This window comes from Blastomonas sp. (assembly GCF_046294995.1).
Classification (GTDB): Bacteria; Pseudomonadota; Alphaproteobacteria; order Sphingomonadales; family Sphingomonadaceae; genus Blastomonas.
This window is the reverse complement of record NZ_JBKBOG010000016.1, coordinates 24419-39042: the sequence shown is the minus strand read 5'-3', so window position 1 is coordinate 39042 and position 14624 is coordinate 24419. Positions and strand designations below refer to the sequence as shown.

At 60.9% G+C, this 14624-nt stretch carries 17 protein-coding genes and 1 tRNA gene; 9 read left to right on the top strand and 9 right to left on the bottom strand.

What is annotated here, in order from left to right; all coding sequences use genetic code 11:
- Positions 1–180: 180 nt before the first annotated feature.
- From ACK4R0_RS14490 to ACK4R0_RS14480, 3 genes are all read right to left on the bottom strand, one after another.
- Positions 181–648 carry a Dps family protein gene (locus tag ACK4R0_RS14490; protein ID WP_409675403.1) on the bottom strand — a complete coding sequence of 156 codons (468 nt, stop codon included), beginning with the start codon at positions 646–648 and terminating at the stop codon, positions 181–183.
- A gap of 112 nt (positions 649–760) precedes the next feature.
- Complete coding sequence (locus ACK4R0_RS14485) at positions 761–1324, bottom strand: TMEM165/GDT1 family protein (RefSeq protein ID WP_409675400.1); 564 nt, start codon at positions 1322–1324, stop codon at positions 761–763.
- Between the two features lie 21 nt (positions 1325–1345).
- Positions 1346–1687: a hypothetical protein gene (locus ACK4R0_RS14480; protein WP_409675397.1), complete on the bottom strand. Its 342-nt coding sequence runs from the start codon at positions 1685–1687 to the stop codon at positions 1346–1348.
- A 256-nt stretch (positions 1688–1943) separates the two neighbouring features.
- On the opposite strand from ACK4R0_RS14480, the gene rpmG reads away from it, so the two are divergent.
- The 5 genes from rpmG (at position 1944) to ACK4R0_RS14455 (ending at position 5645) form a co-directional block, all read left to right on the top strand.
- Complete coding sequence (gene rpmG, locus ACK4R0_RS14475; protein ID WP_017669518.1) at positions 1944–2111, top strand: 50S ribosomal protein L33; 168 nt, start codon at positions 1944–1946, stop codon at positions 2109–2111.
- 99 nt (positions 2112–2210) lie between these two features.
- Entirely contained in the window at positions 2211–2864 is a 654-nt protein-coding gene (locus tag ACK4R0_RS14470) for a LolA family protein (RefSeq protein ID WP_409675394.1), read from the top strand.
- Positions 2865–3230: 366 nt separating this feature from the next.
- The gene (locus tag ACK4R0_RS14465; protein ID WP_409675391.1) at positions 3231–4037 is read left to right on the top strand and encodes an exodeoxyribonuclease III; all 807 of its coding nucleotides are present in this window, start codon (positions 3231–3233) and stop codon (positions 4035–4037) included.
- 43 nt (positions 4038–4080) lie between these two features.
- Positions 4081–5124 carry a GTP cyclohydrolase II gene (gene ribA / locus ACK4R0_RS14460; protein WP_409675388.1) on the top strand — a complete coding sequence of 348 codons (1044 nt, stop codon included), beginning with the start codon at positions 4081–4083 and terminating at the stop codon, positions 5122–5124.
- Positions 5121–5645, top strand: a complete 525-nt coding sequence (locus ACK4R0_RS14455) for a L,D-transpeptidase (protein WP_409675385.1) — start codon at positions 5121–5123, stop codon at positions 5643–5645. The genes ribA and ACK4R0_RS14455 overlap by 4 nt, the downstream gene beginning before the upstream one ends.
- Before the next feature lie 199 nt (positions 5646–5844).
- Here the strand turns inward: ACK4R0_RS14455 and thpR are convergent, their stop codons facing one another.
- The gene (thpR, locus tag ACK4R0_RS14450) at positions 5845–6387 is read right to left on the bottom strand and encodes an RNA 2',3'-cyclic phosphodiesterase (RefSeq protein ID WP_409675382.1); all 543 of its coding nucleotides are present in this window, start codon (positions 6385–6387) and stop codon (positions 5845–5847) included.
- A 144-nt stretch (positions 6388–6531) separates the two neighbouring features.
- Here thpR and ACK4R0_RS14445 point away from each other — a divergent pair, with 144 nt between their 5' ends.
- The 4 genes from ACK4R0_RS14445 (at position 6532) to ACK4R0_RS14430 (ending at position 10095) form a co-directional block, all read left to right on the top strand.
- A complete protein-coding gene (locus ACK4R0_RS14445; RefSeq protein ID WP_409675379.1) occupies positions 6532–7257 on the top strand; it encodes a Bax inhibitor-1 family protein in 726 nt (241 codons plus the stop codon).
- 257 nt (positions 7258–7514) lie between these two features.
- Positions 7515–8312 (top strand): hypothetical protein, encoded by a 798-nt coding sequence (locus tag ACK4R0_RS14440; protein ID WP_409675376.1) that lies wholly within the window; start codon positions 7515–7517, stop codon positions 8310–8312.
- 72 nt (positions 8313–8384) lie between these two features.
- Positions 8385–8460: transfer RNA gene (locus ACK4R0_RS14435), tRNA-Ala, on the top strand.
- Positions 8461–8550: 90 nt separating this feature from the next.
- Positions 8551–10095 (top strand): DUF6538 domain-containing protein, encoded by a 1545-nt coding sequence (locus tag ACK4R0_RS14430; protein WP_409675373.1) that lies wholly within the window; start codon positions 8551–8553, stop codon positions 10093–10095.
- Positions 10096–10476: 381 nt separating this feature from the next.
- On the opposite strand, the gene ACK4R0_RS14425 is transcribed toward ACK4R0_RS14430, so the two are convergent.
- The 5 genes from ACK4R0_RS14425 to ACK4R0_RS14405 all read right to left on the bottom strand — a co-directional run bounded on the left by ACK4R0_RS14425 (position 10477) and on the right by ACK4R0_RS14405 (position 14288).
- Positions 10477–11310 carry a hypothetical protein gene (locus ACK4R0_RS14425; protein ID WP_409675370.1) on the bottom strand — a complete coding sequence of 278 codons (834 nt, stop codon included), beginning with the start codon at positions 11308–11310 and terminating at the stop codon, positions 10477–10479.
- A 9-nt stretch (positions 11311–11319) separates the two neighbouring features.
- Positions 11320–11664 carry a hypothetical protein gene (locus ACK4R0_RS14420; protein ID WP_409675367.1) on the bottom strand — a complete coding sequence of 115 codons (345 nt, stop codon included), beginning with the start codon at positions 11662–11664 and terminating at the stop codon, positions 11320–11322.
- 179 nt (positions 11665–11843) lie between these two features.
- On the bottom strand, positions 11844–12356 hold the full coding sequence (locus ACK4R0_RS14415; protein ID WP_409675364.1) for a hypothetical protein: 513 nt from the start codon (positions 12354–12356) through the stop codon (positions 11844–11846).
- A 28-nt stretch (positions 12357–12384) separates the two neighbouring features.
- Positions 12385–12648 (bottom strand): hypothetical protein, encoded by a 264-nt coding sequence (locus ACK4R0_RS14410; RefSeq protein WP_409675361.1) that lies wholly within the window; start codon positions 12646–12648, stop codon positions 12385–12387.
- Positions 12649–13688: 1040 nt separating this feature from the next.
- On the bottom strand, positions 13689–14288 hold the full coding sequence (locus ACK4R0_RS14405; protein ID WP_409675358.1) for a recombinase family protein: 600 nt from the start codon (positions 14286–14288) through the stop codon (positions 13689–13691).
- Between the last annotated feature and the right edge of the window lie 336 nt (positions 14289–14624).

The window sequence follows — 14624 nt, the reverse complement described above, 5'->3', positions numbered from 1 at the left end:
TATACCTGACGGAATTAAACGCAACGCGCCTCCGCTTAAGACATTGCGATTATGTTACGGTGTTGCCGCACGGACACATTTTGTTAATCGCTGGCGCAAATTGCCATGATCCAGATTAACCTTCGGTCGGGCCACCCCCCTTAAAACAGGGGAGTGGCGGACCGAATGGTATCGCTGGGCTTACTTGCCCAAGGTCTCGCTGAGGAACCAGGCGCGCTCCTGCGCCTGATCCGTCCAGTCATCGACCAGACCATCGGTGGCATTGTCGCCCGCGTCGCCGGCAAGTTCTTTCACCGCGCGCAGCTTTGCAACGAACGCGATATTGTCGTCGCGCAGTTCCTTGAGCATTGCTTCGGCGGCCACGCCCGACTTGTCGTTGTCGGCCAGCGTCTGCCGCCGTGCGATATCGCCGATCGAGGTCAGCGTGCGGTGGCCGTTCTTGCGGATGCGCTCTGCGATGGCATCGGTGATTCCGAGAATCTGCGCGGCATGGTCGTCGAGCAACAGATGATATTCGCGGAAATGCGGCCCTGCGACGTGCCAGTGGAAATTCTTGGTCTTGAGGTAGAGCGCAAAGCTGTCGGCCAGCAGGCCATTCATCGCCTCGGCGAGCGCCTTGCCCGTGTTGTCACCTTTTTTGCTGCCCATGGTTCTTGTCTCCTGTCCTGGCTTGCGGTCATTGTTAACATAGGTTGGAAACGCCGTGTTGGCATGACAATTTATCAAGTCACTGTGATCGCTTTCGGCACACCGCTGCGCATCACACCATCCCGAAGGCCGAAAGCGCAAGAACAATGCCGATAAGCGTGATCGCGGCGCCTGCGCCGATACGCAGCGCACGCAGCGGCCAGCGCGCCAGGTCCTCCTGCCAGATCACCGCAGGCAGCAGCCCGAGAGCGGTTCCGGCGGCGCCGCCCAGCATCGGCCACAGCGCATCGTGGCTGCGCGCGGCGGTGGCTGCGATGATGAACTGGCCCTTGTCGCCAAGCTGCAGGATCAGCACCCCCAGCAACGTCGTCAGCAACGGCCCGATCCGCCATCCGTCCAGCAGATCCACCCTGCGCCGCCAGGCCAGCATGCCGACCCCTGCGAGCACGAGCGACATCGCATAGAACAAGGCGAGCGCATCGCGGCTGATCCAGTCCCCGACGATGACCCCGCCCAGCGCCGCAAGCGCCGCGCCCGCCACGCTTGCCAGCAGCACCGCCGCGACGATCTGCACGGGGCGGTCGAACCGCATCGCCAAGGCTGCGCACAGCAACTGGCTGCGATCGCCGGTCTGGACGATGGCGGTCAGCAGCAATGTCGTGACGAAAGCTTCCATCAGCGCGGACGATAGCGCAAATCAGCGCGCCCCGCGCACCGCGATCGAGGCGAGCACGGCGGTGCGCATCTCGAGGTTGCCGCAATCGCTGGCGATCGCCTCGTCCATCGCATCGAAATAATGCCGCGCCATATTGCGGCTCCAGCCATGGGCCAGCAGATGCTCGAGGCCATAAGCAAGATCGCTGACGCACGGCATCTTGTGGCTGTCGGCGATCTGCCGCATGCGGTCGATCTGGATCGCAAGCTCTTGGCGCGAGACCTGCCAGGCAATCGCACGGACGTGTCCGGCATGCATCCGCAATTGCTGGCGCGCCAGCTTCAGCCGGTCTTCTGCGCTGTCCGATGCGGCCGGGTCGTGCATATGGGCTCCTGCGATCGTCTCTGGTGCCGCAACCATGCCACAAGCCGGTTAATTTTTGGGCAAGGCTGATCGCTGCTGCTACAGGCCGCATGCTGCCCGATGCTTGACAAGCGACAGCCGTTGCGGCAAGGGCGGCGCTCGCATGTGCAGGGCGGCCGTTGGTGCCGCTCTTTGTGTTTTTGATTCGCCTATTTTATTCAGTGGGCCCGGCGCTTGCCGTCGACCACGATGTTCATTCAACCCAAAGGAACAGGTCATGGCCAAGCCAGCCACTGTGAAAATCCGCCTGGTCAGCACCGAAGGCACCGGCTTCTTCTATGTCACCAAGAAGAACCCGCGCAACACCACCGAGAAGATGAGCTTCCGCAAGTACGATCCCGTCGCGCGCAAGCATGTCGAGTTCAAGGAAGCCAAGATCAAGTAATCTTGGGGGCGCGCGCACGATGAACTGGCAATTCAGCGCCGGTTCAATCGCCTGCGCCCACAGGATCGGGGTTCCTTCATTGATGAAAGCCCGATCCAGATGCTGAATTTCCGGTTCAAATCCATTGCTGCCGCGCTGCTTGCAACCTCTATGGTCGCAACGCCGCTGGCGCTGCCCACCGCAGCCATCGGCCAGCAGGCGACCGCCAGCAACGATCTGGCGCAGGTCTCCCGGCACCTCAAGGCGATGCAATCGCTGCGGGCGAATTTCACCCAGACCGACCGCACCGGCCAGACGCTCACCGGAACGCTGACGTTGAAGCAGCCCGGCCGCATCCGCTTCGAATACCAGAAGGATGCGCAGCTGCTGGTCGTCAGCGATGGCCGCGCGCTGACCATGATCGACTATCAGGTCAAGCAGGTACAGCGCTGGCCGATTCGCAACTCGCCGCTGGGCGCGCTGCTCGATCCCACCCGCGACCTCACCAAATTCGGCAAACAGGTATCCACCAACGATCCCGACGTCGTCAGCGTCGAGGTCCGCGATCCCAGCCGTCCCGAATATGGCGTCATCACTTTGATCTTCACCCGCACCCCGTCGGCGCCCGGCGGGCTGTCGCTGGTCGGCTGGGTCGCGCTCGATTCGCAGAACAAGCGCACGACGATCCGCCTGTCGGGCCAGCAATACAATGTCGCGGTTCCGGACACCGCGTTCGCCTGGACCGACCCGCGCGCCAAGGGCCCGCGCCGCTAAGGCATTCTCGTCAGCGTATGATCGTCATTCCCGCGAAAGCGGGACCCTCGCGTGCGCGGGGATGACGATAAAATTCAGTCATCCTGCCGTCGGCGCTGACGAACCGCCTTCCGCCTTCGACGAAATGCGAAGCTTTCGCAATCCGTTCACATGGCAGACAGGCTTTGCCGTCTAGAACAGTTCTCGAAGACGGCGACAAGGTTTCCCCCTGTTACCTTGCCGAACCACCGGCTTCGACCAAGCGTGACGAACGCAAAAAAGAACCCTCGTTCCAATGCCCCCGGGACGAGGGTTTTTTGCGGCCTTTCTCCAACGCACTGAGTTTAGGGCTTGGGTTTGCGCGGATCGCTGGCTAGAGCCTTGGGCATGGCAGCCCCTCTCAAAATCGCTTCGTGGAATATCAACTCCGTCCGCTTCCGGCTGGAATCCGTGCTCCGTTTTCTCAGTGAAGAACAGCCCGACATCCTGTGCCTGCAGGAGACGAAGGTCATCAACGGTGACTTTCCCGAGGGCCCGTTCCGGCAACTGGGGTACAACTTCCAGAAGCTCAACGGCCAGCCGATGCACCATGGCGTGGCGATCATCTCCAAGGTCCGGCTGAGCGACGACGCGCGGCTCGACTGGCAGGCCAATGGCGAAGCGCGGCATATCGGCGTCAACATCACCGGGCCGCAGGGTGGCACGCTGCGGCTCGAGAACGTCTATGTCCCCGCCGGCGGCGAGATCCCCAACCGCGACGTCAGCCCCAAATTCGGTCAGAAGCTCGACTTCATCGAACGGATGACGCAGTGGTCGAGCGGCCTTGCTGGACGCACGATCATTCTGGGCGATTTCAACATCGCACCGCTCGAATCCGATGTCTGGAGCCACAAGCAGCTGATCAACACCGTCAGCCACACGCCGATCGAGATCGCACGATTGAAGGCGATGCAGGACGCGCACAATTGGGTCGATATCGGCCGAAAATTCTATCCCGCGCCCGAGCGGCTGTTCACCTGGTGGAGCTATCGCGCGCGCGACTGGTCTGTGTCCGATCGGGGCCGCAGGCTCGACCATATCTGGGTGTCGCCCGACATCGTCGATACGGTCAAGAGCCACCGCGTGGTCGAACCCTGCCGCGGCTGGCCGCAGCCCTCCGACCACGCGCCGCTGATCAGCGAGTTCATGTTCTGATGGAGCGCGCGTCCCGGTGTCCGGCTCTCAGGGGTCTGGCGCAATGAACGCGCGCGCTGCGGCCCGGGCGCTCGACGCGCTGGCCCGGGGCTGGGATATCATCATCGACGCGCCCGATGGCCGGTTGATGCTGCGCCCGGTCGAAACCGGCGCCGCGCCCGATGCCGACCAGCCGCTGCTGCTGATCTCCGCCGCGCGCGCGATCACGCTCAAGCTTGCCAACCAGAAGGAAGCCGCCCGGCCCGATGCGCCGGTGTGCATCGCGGTGCCCGGAGCGGTCGATTCGGCGCTGGCCATCGCGATCGCCGATCCTTCGCTCGATATGGCGCGGCCGATGAAGGGGCCGTTTGCAGCCCAGCCGCTGCCCGCGCCGCAAGCCGCCGAGGCCGCGATGCAGCTTGCGCGGCTGGCGGGGCTGCTGCCGGCCTATCATATCCTGACCGAGGCAGAGGCCGATGCGCCCCGCGTCACGCCGGCCGATGTCGCCGCTTATGCCGATCCGACCAGCTTGCGGATCGCGGCGCGCGCGCGGCTGCCAGTCAGCGCCAGCGATGCGGCGGAGATCGTGGCGTTCCGCTCGGATGCCGATTTCCACGAGCATGTCGCGCTGGTCATTGGCACGCGCGATGACAGCCTGCCCGTCGTCCGCCTGCACTCCGAATGCCTGACCGGCGATGTGCTGGGCAGCCTCAAATGCGATTGCGGGCCGCAGCTGCACGGAGCGCTGCACGCGATGGCGCACGCGCAATGGGGCATATTGCTGTACCTGAGGCAGGAAGGCCGCGGCATCGGCCTGATCAACAAGTTGCGCGCCTATCAGTTGCAGGACCAGGGCTTCGATACCGTCGATGCCAACAACCGGCTGGGCTTCCCCACCGATGCACGCGATTTCGCGGTCGCCGCCCAGATGCTGAAAGCACTGCACGTCCCGGCCATCCGGCTGATGACCAACAATCCCGAAAAGCAGGCGGTGCTTGCCAGCCTTGGGGTCGAGATCGCCGAGCGGCTGCCGCTGCTGATCCCCGCCAACCCGCACAATGAGCACTATCTGGTCACCAAGCGCGACCGAACCGGGCACCAGCTGTGAGCGACACGATCCGCGTCGATGTCCGGGCGCTCACCGTCACGCTGGGCGCGTGGACGGCCCCGTGCACGATCGGGCGCGGGGGAGCATGCGCTGCCGATGCCAAAAACGAGGGCGATGGCTGCACGCCGCTGGGCCGCTGGCCGCTGCGCGCGGTATTGTTCCGCCCCGGCCGCGCCGCGCCGCCGCCGAGTTTCGCACTGCCCTGGCGCTGGACTTCGCCGGGCGATGGCTGGTCCGACGATCCTGCCGATCCCGCCTACAACCGCCCGGTGCGGCTGCCGCACAGGTTCAGCGCCGAGACGCTGCAGCGCAACGACATGCTGTACGATGTGGTTCTCGTGCTCGGCCACAATGATTCTCCGCCGGTGGCGGGCCAGGGCAGCGCGATCTTCTTCCACCTGTGGAACGAGGCGAAACCGGTGGCCGAGCGCACCACCGAAGGCTGCGTCGCGATCGCGCGCGCCGATATGGATGCGCTGTTGCCGAGGTTGGTACCGGGGATGGTATTGGAGATCGGGTAGAGAAACCGCTAGCCTTGGCGCTCACGTCCCTCGACTTCGCTCGGGACAGACGGCGAGGGGGAGAGCAAGAGTAAGTGATCCTGGTCCCAAAATACCTTCCCCAAGGTGTGCTGCGAGATCGTCCCCGCCTCCCGTGTTCCCGAGCGAAGTCGAGGGACGTCGTACACCCGTTATCGCCCGAGACGATAAGAACCCGGGGTCACCCCATCCCCACCTCGAACACCGGCTCGTACACGCTGCCATCGTTGCCCATATGGCTTTCCATCAGCACCAGCCGCTCGAAGGCGAACGCCTCCCCCGGCAGCAGCGGCTGTGCGCTCAGCCAGGCGGCAAGCTGCTCGGGCGAAGGCGCCGTGCTGCGCGCAAACCGCGCCACCGTGATGTGCGGCACATATTTGCGCCGCTCGGGCTCCACCCCGATTCCGACGCACAGCCGGTCGAGCCGGGCGTGCAGATTTTCCAGCGGTGCGCGCGGCGCCAGGCCTGCCCAGAGCTGATCCACCCGCCCCCGCCGCTCGAAATGGCCAAAGCCGTCGAGCCGCGCCTCGATGCGGGCGAAACGCTCGTGCGGCAGCGCCAGCACCAGCGCGTCTGCCTGATGGCGATCGACCTCGCCGACGAAGCGCAGCGTCACATGGAGCTGTTCATCGGTCTGCCAGCGCGCGCCGGGCAGCGCGTGCAGGGTGTCCAGCAGCGCCCGGCGGGTCGCCGCAGGGGGCACAAGGGCAAGGAACAGGCGCATGGTTAAGGAGTTCAATAGCAAAGCACGACGAACAGAACACCGGTTTCGCTTGAAATTCGGACGCTGAAGGGTGATATTGTGTCCATCCGGCAACAATGCCGGGCAAAGGAGAATTTTTCGATGGCTGACCGTTTTGATCCTCGCATGACGGAGCGACTCCGTCCGGGGTCGATCAATTCGCAACCGGGCTCGGTGGGCAACGCCGCGACTGACGCGGGTCTGCGCTCCTACATGCTCTCCATCTACAACTACATGACCAGCGGCATCCTGCTGACCGGCGTGGTTGCCCTGCTATTCGCCCAGTCGGGCATGGCCGAGCAGATCATGTTCGGCCCCGGCCTGATGAAGTATGTCATCATCTTCTCGCCGCTCGCGATCGTGTTCGCGATGAGCTTCGGCATGCAGAAGTTCTCGACCGCCGCCCTTCAGGCAATGTTCTGGGGCTTTGCGCTGCTGATGGGCCTGAGCATGTCGACGGTCTTCCTGGTCTATACCGGGGAGAGCATCGCGCTTGCTTTCTTCTCGACCGCAGCGGCGTTCGCTGGGCTGAGCCTGTTCGGCTATACCACCAAGAAGGATCTCACCGGTTGGGGCAGCTTCCTGATCATGGGCGTTGTCGGCCTGATCGTGGCCAGCATCCTCAACATCTTCCTGCAGTCGTCGGTGATGGGTCTGGTGATCAGCTATGCAGCAGTCCTGATCTTTGCTGGTCTGACCGCGTATGACACCCAGCGCCTCAAGAGCACTTATGCCTATGTCGCCGGAACCGACATGATCGGCAAGGTCGTGATCATGGGTGCGCTGAGCCTGTACCTCAACTTCATCAATATGTTCCAGGCGCTGCTGAGCATCATGGGCAGCCGCGAGTAAGCAGCCCGGAAAGCCTTGGAACCCTCAGAACCCGGCGGAGCGATCCGCCGGGTTTTTCGTGCCTGGCGCGCAGACGCCCGCGTCAACCGGTCGCTTATGGGACTCGCTTCGTCGCGCCGAGGGGGAGCAGCCTCAAGTCAGCCATTTAACCATTCGCCGTTTTGGTGTTGAGATCACCGCTTGGTGGGCATAGAATCAGAGACATGAGAACGCAGCGGCGCAAAAGCTGTCCGCGCGACACCGGGAGAAACATTAAAATGGCACGTCTGGGCCTTAACCGTGCAGCAGCACTTGCCGCCACGGTCGGCATGACCATCATCGCTGCGGGCTGCGCAGCGCCCCCACCCCCGCCGGTCGCGGTCGCTCCGCCGCCGCCACCCGTGGTCGTGGCGCCGCCGCGCATGCCCAGCCCGCCGGCCAACGCGATGATGGCGATGGCTTTGCCGCCGCTGCGCGCCGATGGCCTGCGCGACACGCCGATGCGCGACATCAACGACAACGAGAAATTGTGGTATTTTCGCTCCGCGCTCAACGTCGCCGCGCTCAACTGCCAGAGCCCGCAGCATTTCCGCATTGCGGACGACTACAACCAGTTCATCAAGACCCACAAGCGCGAGCTCGACCGGGTCAACAAGGTGGTCGAGGAATCCTACCGCAAGCGTTACGGCACGGGCTTTGCCCGCATCCGCGACACCGAGAACACGCAGGTCTACAACTTCTTCGCCTTCCCGCCGGTGAAGTATGATTTCTGCGATGCTGCGCTGGTCTTGGGCCAGGAAGCTGCGGCCCTGCCGTCGTCGGAGCTGGTTTCCTTCGCCATGCGTGCGCTGCCGCAGCTCGAAGGCGTCTTCGACCGCTTTTATGCGAGCTACGAGAGCTACCAGACCGATCTGCAAAAGTGGATCGCGCTTTACGGCAGCCCCGAGATGCGCGCAGCGCAGGCCGGGCAGGCCAACGTGATGGTCCAGCCGACGGGTGCTCCGGCAGCCGTTCAGCCAACCCCATCGTCGCAGCCGCCCGTCCTCCCCACGGTGCTGTCCAACAGCGGCAGCTGAGGCGCGCGCGCCCCCAATCCGGGCCAGGTTTGGCTGGATAGCGGCTGACCGGTGCGGTATATCGCTGCCACCGGGGCCGTAGCTCAGTTGGGAGAGCGCGTCGTTCGCAATGACGAGGTCAGGGGTTCGATTCCCCTCGGCTCCACCAGTTGCACTAGGCCGTTGAAAAGCCTAGAAAATGGCGGAAAACAAAGGCATTTTACAAGCGTCTAGTACAAAGGTACGAGGACGGAAGCCTATGTGTTCATATCTCCACAAATCGCCCAATGGGGTCTATTATTTCCGCATGGGGATACCGGCGGACCTGCGCCCATTCATCGGCGGCAAGCGTGAAATCAAACACTCGCTGGGCCTAAAGGATCGGGAAGAAGCGAAAGCCCTTATCCCCGATATGACCAAAGCTGCGCACGCTTTGCTCAATCAGGCCAAGCAGGATCGGGCGGCTGCCACTCCTGCCCCTGTCGCTGTCCCTAAGACCGCCTTGCAAATCGAGCGGGAACGTAAGCGCTGGGATGATGATCAGCTACAGGCTGAGCTTGCAGCGGATGACCTGTATGCTGCCGACAGCGAGATAGAGCGCTTAGAACCGGTTATGGACGCGCTTGCGGCGGGGATCGAGATTGACGCATCACCCGCTGACATAGCCAAGGCTGGCAAGCTTCTGGTCGCAAATGAGCGGGAGAATGCAGGGGCGCTGATTGCATCCATGCAAGCCCGTTATGGACAGGATGCCCGCGTATCGAAAAGTCAAAGTCAGGCCGTAGATTGCAAGCCTGCTTCCGGTTCCGGTCTGTTCCTTGATGGCATAGTTTTAGATCGCTGGTCGGCTGAGCGGGGTGTCGTGGCGAAGGGCAAGGATACGCATCGGGCGGTAGCTGAATGGTTCTATGCCCGCACCGAACGTAAGCCGGTCGAGCTGATCACTCGGCAGGACGTACTGGCGTTTAAGGACGCCCTGCTTGCTGAAGGACAGTCCGTTCCCAATACCAATGTGAAGCTGTCCCGGCTGCGGACATTGATAAGCTGGGCATATCAGAATGATCTAGCGCCAGCGAACGTCGCTGCTGGGATTAGCGTCAAGGTTGCCGATGGCGGCAAGGGGAAGCGGCTTCCGTTTTCGCTGGCTGAATTGCAGGCCATCTTCGCCAGCCCGGTCTATGCCAATGGGGATCGACCTAAAGCCGGTAAGGGCGAGGCGGCATATTGGCTTCCGCTGCTAGGGTTGTTCACCGGGGCGAGATTAGAAGAAATAGGACAGCTACGGGTGCCCGACGTTCAACGGTTAGAATATCCTGACCAAGACGGCCAGATGCAGGCGGGCTGGTTCCTTCATATTACTGAAAGCACCGACGAGCGCGGACAGACGAACCGGATCAAAAATGCTGCCAGCGAACGGCTTGTGCCGCTGCACCCTGAGCTAGAGCGTCTGGGCTTTATCACCTACGTCCAAGGGCTTAAGGATCAAAAGGGCAGAGTGTTTCCCGACTTGGTGCCCAATATCTATGGGCGGCTCACAGCAAAATGGGGCGAATGGTTCGGCCCCTATATACGCGGCGTTTGCGGGATTACAGACAAGCGGAAGGTGTTCCATTCGTTCCGCCACACGTTCAAGGATTACACCCGTAGGGCAAAGATCGCTGAGGGAGTGCAGCGGCAGCTAATGGGCCATGCGGGCAAGGACGTGGCTGACGACTACGGAAGCGGGTACGATCTACATAGCTTGGCTGAGGCGATGGCATGTTATCGAGTTCCGGGGCTTGTCATTTCTGCCGCTGTAACGTAGGAATTGGTCCGACATAGCCAACGGCTATCCTGTTCTATTCGCCTTCGGGTGACGGTGAAGCCTTCGGGTTGAACTAAGAGCGCCGACTTAATCGGCAAGGGATAGTCGGAAGGATGCCAGCCTAGCGATAGGTTGAGACAGCGCGGGACCGCCTGAAAGGATGGCGGCTGGCGTGACGAGGACCGGATAGAACCGGAGTTCGTCCAGCTTTTAACGGTTAAGGGCTTCCCTTGCCGCCTAAACTTCTGCCTCTGAACCGAACGCGACATACAGATACCCGAAAACGCCCGTTTCAGCCCCGTGGGGAGCAAATCGAATGAGGTCAGGTATCTGTAGGCCGGGATCATTTAGAAGCTCTGAGCGAGCGGCTTAGGCGGCTTTTCAGGCATCCGGTCCAAGCGGGACACCAGCCTCTCGGCGGGCCTGTTCCCCGGTCGGGGCGATACGGACTCCGGTTGCCGTTGCCACATAGGCCAAGTCACCTACCGGGGTGCCATGCGAGCGGCGGGCAGCTTCGCCGGTCTGAGCTACTCGAATGCCGGTCGCGTCCTGTCCGCCCTTGAAGGGGTCGTAGCCGGTCATGCTCTGCCCCGTGGCAGGGCCGCTAGGCGGCTGCTGAGCGAGGACAAACCCGGTCGGCCCCTGCACCCACTGCGGACCCGTCGCCGGGGTCTGAGCGGCGGCAGCGGGGGCCTGCGGCGCATTGCCTCCCAGCCCATTGAAACCGAACGCGCTGGCCACGGTCTGACCCGGTGGGATCGAGGCGGCATCCGGTACATCGGGGATAGCTGCGAAGGCTTCGCCAGTGCTGCCAAGGGCATCCTCAACGGTCCAATCCGCTGTATCCGCCTCAGTCACTTCGCCCTTGCTGATCGCCAGCGCCTTCGCATCCTCTAGGATCATCGGGGCGAGGCTATCCAAATGGCTTTCGTCGCCACTGTCATTGAAGGCCGATAGCGCCCGGTCATAGATTGCTACCGTTGCATCGTCGCTATGATGGATCAGATCGACAGCAATATGCAGGGTGTCCCGCATTGCCGGAACGCGGGCCGTAAAAGCGTCCAGTGCATTCTTGTAGGCGATATTTGCGGGCAGGCCTTTGGCTAGCTCACCTTGGGCTTGCTTCTGCACGGCGCGGGGATTGTGGCCGTGTATTGCGATCAGGGAGAGGGCGGCTTTGACCTTGATGGCCTGCCGGGGAGTTAGTGCGGTCATGTGTTTTCCTTAGGGATACAGAGGCGGGACGTGCCCAATGTTGAGAACGTGAGGGATCGTCCCTTTGCGGACGCAGGCGACTAGGAAGCGGTAAGCATCCTTGAAGCGGGCGGAATTGAGGTATGGACGGCCTGCGGCTTCCCAGAGCGCATAAACCTGAGCGGCCATGCTGCGGGCAATGCGTTGGGCATCGTCGGTCAGGTCGTAGAGTGCAGGGGTTGCGCGGCTGGTGGATAGCTGGGGCCATCCGGCGTCATGCTCGACAGCTTCCCGAATTAGCAGAACGGAAAGGCTCGCAGCACCGCAGGGAATGAACCCCGATGCCAGTGCTGCATTTGCTGCGCCCTTCATCATCCAAGTCTCTATCGCGCCCCATTCCACATGGGCCTTGGTGGCATCGGCATATGGGCCTGCCCGTTGTAGCAGGTCATCAAGAGTACGGGGTTCAACGTGCCATTTTGGCCGGGGATCAGGTGGGAATTTGCGGGGTGGCGTCGGTGCCTGTCCCGTTCCCCTATCGTGCAGATCAGGCATTAGGCGGAAACCGACCCGCCCTTGAAATATCCACGGGCCTTGCCAGCCAGATAGGCGGAGATTGCTTCCTGGGGTTTGCCCGGTGCAAGCGCCATGATGACGGCGGGAATATTCTCAGGCTTTTTCGTTACCAGATATTCGTACGCATCATCGGCAAGGGCAGCAAAGCCGTTGCACTCGTGCGGTTTGGGTACAACGGCGTTTACCGACATATCCCAAGCGTCCTTGGTGTAGCGAATGACAAAGCCCGTGCTGATCAGGTTATCACCCGGTCTAACAGTGACCTGAATATCAGAGAACGAACTAAGCCGCTTGTTGCGATCAGCGGTAGCTTGATCAGCCAGTGCGGTAGCAAAACGGTCCTTGGCGTCCTTCAAGGCCTTGTCGATCTTGTTTGCCGCATCAATGGCAGACTTGCCAAGCAAGTCGATAGTCGCATTTACTTTCAGCAAATCGGCGCTGAGGGTTTCAATCTCACCGGCAATGTCGGCGAGGGTATTGGTTTTGGTCATAGCTTTTCCTTGAATGGAGTAGGTGGGATCAGGGCTTTGGGGCGAATGCGCCAATGCGCAGCTTTTCATGGCGGTAGGTGTGAATGGTCCCGCTATCGGCATCGGCAGCGGCCATCAGCTTGGCGATAGAAGGGCGACCGGCAGGTTTGCGCTTAGCGTACTCGGGAAGCGGGATGCCTAGGACTTCAAGAGCTAGACGGAAGCCGCCAGTGATACGGCTGTCTACCCGTTCAATGCGGGCGGCAACGCGGGGGTCATCGAGACGGCTAAGGTCAATAGGGGTGGGGTTCATAGTATATCCTTATTATCGGCGGAGGAACTTTAACAAAACTTACAGACAGAGGCCCCGCTTGCTCGTAGGCAAATCAGAACGGGGGCATTGCTGTTATGGAAAGGGTCGCCTGCCAGCTACCAACTATGGGCAATGCTATAACCGGCAGGCTGACAATTGCTCAGGCCGATGGGCGACATTGGTTTATTGAGCAATGCGTAGGGAGAGGAAGCTCGCCAATCTTTGAACTGGAGCTTAAAAAGATTGGTAGTCATTCCTCAGATTGCTCAGCGATCAGCATAGATATTCTGGAAGCCATGACCAGAAAGCCAGATGCGTCCATGCGCTCACAATACCAAGACTGAAAACACCTTGTTATCGGATCACTGAGCAATCAGAAGAATGAATGACCTTGCCTGAGATAAATTAATACAGGCCATAGGGTGGGATAATATTATAAAAACTAGGATATAGTATGATCCTAGATTACAAATACGGAGCTGTATCCATCGTTGCCCCCCTACCCCCCAAGCCTCCGAAATCGGACGCTACCCGTAAAGCGGGCTAAGGATAGATCGACCACACAACGATAGGCCGAATGCCTAGGTTACGGTCAGTGGGACGCGGTCACAGCAGCATGATCCTGAGTTACAGAATACGTCGCTTGTAAAGCCATCGTTGCGGACGCCATGTGCCTATTCATAAGAACGGCACGCCCCCTCGCTTTCGCTAACCATTGCTGGCTGTGGGTCCATACAGTTAAGCACTGTCAGGCTTGCTCCGGCTAAACGGACGCTGGCGGTAATAAATGGTTCTGTCTCGTGACGGTACTAAATTAGGATTGGCGATTATTGAGGCTTAGCCTCAGGTTCGTGCCTGTTCATTCCTAAGGGATACCTCGACATATAGATACGTCGAGGTTTCCTATGCTATACGGTCCCGAAATGGCGGACAGGTTACGCCGGTATTTCGTCCACCCCCAAATAAGCCCCGCTGAGAGCCGCCATAGTATTCCGGCTAGTCGCTACCCAAGCCTTCCGTATCGGCTCTCACGGGCATCCTCAGGCGATTGCAGGGGCTTTCAATGCGCCAGCCTTCTCAACCCGTTGAATGGCAGCGCGAGATACCCCGTACTCGGCAGCGAGAGCGCCAAGGGACAGCCCTTGTGCCCGCTTCACGCGAATGGCGTGATGCTGCTCAGTCGTGAGGGCCGATGGCCTGCCAAGCGTTTTGCCCTCAGCCTTGGCGCGGCTAAGACCGGCTTGCGTCCGCTCAACCAGCAAATCCCGTTCAAACTCGGCAACAGCGGCGATAACGCCCATCGTCATCTTGCCAGCGGGGCTAGTCAGATCGACGCCACCAAGGGCAAGGCAATGCACCTTGACGCCTTCCTTGGCGAGATTGTCCACAGTGCTGCGAACGTCCATCGCATTGCGGCCTAGTCGATCTAGCTTGGTGACAATCAGGATATCCCCGGCTTCCAGCCTATCGACCAGCTTAGCAAAGCCCTTGCGCTCCATAGCAGCAACGGACCCGGATACGGTTTCGGTGACAATCCGCTTAGGATCGACCGTGAAGCCCGCGCCCTCAATCTCCCTAACCTGATTGTCTGTAGTCTGGTCGGTTGTGCTGACGCGGCAGTAGGCGAATGTGCGAGCCATGATAATCTCCTGTATCGAATACGTGGCTCGTTATGTGGAGTGTATCGGATATCCTGTCAAGCTATCTTTCGATACACCATGGCGGGCTGTATCGTAACCGGTCGATTTGGATACAGATCATCTGATAGCGCAATAGTGGCTCCAATGATCGAGCGGCGGGCAGGAGTTGGCAGCGGCGACAGGCTCGGCAGTCCGCATGATCGCTGCGAAACGATATGGGCGTGGCAAGGCCTTCGATATTCACCAGCCGGACGGGTAGGGATACGGGGGAGATAACGCGCTCAGATTTGTCTGATTGCCCTCTCGCAGATTTATATCGTTTTCAGGCCATTGGCT

Bases quoted from the DNA above. Each gene is read 5' to 3' on its own strand.
- ACK4R0_RS14470 (WP_409675394.1), top strand. From the start codon at position 2,211: ATGCTGAATTTCCGGTTCAAATCCATTGCTGCCGCGCTGCTTGCAACC.
- ACK4R0_RS14490 (WP_409675403.1), bottom strand. From the start codon at position 648: ATGGGCAGCAAAAAAGGTGACAACACGGGCAAGGCGCTCGCCGAGGCG.
- ACK4R0_RS14420 (WP_409675367.1), bottom strand. From the start codon at position 11,664: ATGATGAAGGGCGCAGCAAATGCAGCACTGGCATCGGGGTTCATTCCC.
- rpmG (WP_017669518.1), top strand. From the start codon at position 1,944: ATGGCCAAGCCAGCCACTGTGAAAATCCGCCTGGTCAGCACCGAAGGC.
- ACK4R0_RS14465 (WP_409675391.1), top strand. From the start codon at position 3,231: ATGGCAGCCCCTCTCAAAATCGCTTCGTGGAATATCAACTCCGTCCGC.
- ribA (WP_409675388.1), top strand. From the start codon at position 4,081: ATGAACGCGCGCGCTGCGGCCCGGGCGCTCGACGCGCTGGCCCGGGGC.
- ACK4R0_RS14480 (WP_409675397.1), bottom strand. From the start codon at position 1,687: ATGCACGACCCGGCCGCATCGGACAGCGCAGAAGACCGGCTGAAGCTG.
- ACK4R0_RS14415 (WP_409675364.1), bottom strand. From the start codon at position 12,356: ATGACCAAAACCAATACCCTCGCCGACATTGCCGGTGAGATTGAAACC.
- ACK4R0_RS14485 (WP_409675400.1), bottom strand. From the start codon at position 1,324: ATGGAAGCTTTCGTCACGACATTGCTGCTGACCGCCATCGTCCAGACC.
- ACK4R0_RS14405 (WP_409675358.1), bottom strand. From the start codon at position 14,288: ATGGCTCGCACATTCGCCTACTGCCGCGTCAGCACAACCGACCAGACT.
- thpR (WP_409675382.1), bottom strand. From the start codon at position 6,387: ATGCGCCTGTTCCTTGCCCTTGTGCCCCCTGCGGCGACCCGCCGGGCG.
- ACK4R0_RS14425 (WP_409675370.1), bottom strand. From the start codon at position 11,310: ATGACCGCACTAACTCCCCGGCAGGCCATCAAGGTCAAAGCCGCCCTC.
- ACK4R0_RS14440 (WP_409675376.1), top strand. From the start codon at position 7,515: ATGGCACGTCTGGGCCTTAACCGTGCAGCAGCACTTGCCGCCACGGTC.
- ACK4R0_RS14430 (WP_409675373.1), top strand. From the start codon at position 8,551: ATGTGTTCATATCTCCACAAATCGCCCAATGGGGTCTATTATTTCCGC.
- ACK4R0_RS14445 (WP_409675379.1), top strand. From the start codon at position 6,532: ATGACGGAGCGACTCCGTCCGGGGTCGATCAATTCGCAACCGGGCTCG.
- ACK4R0_RS14410 (WP_409675361.1), bottom strand. From the start codon at position 12,648: ATGAACCCCACCCCTATTGACCTTAGCCGTCTCGATGACCCCCGCGTT.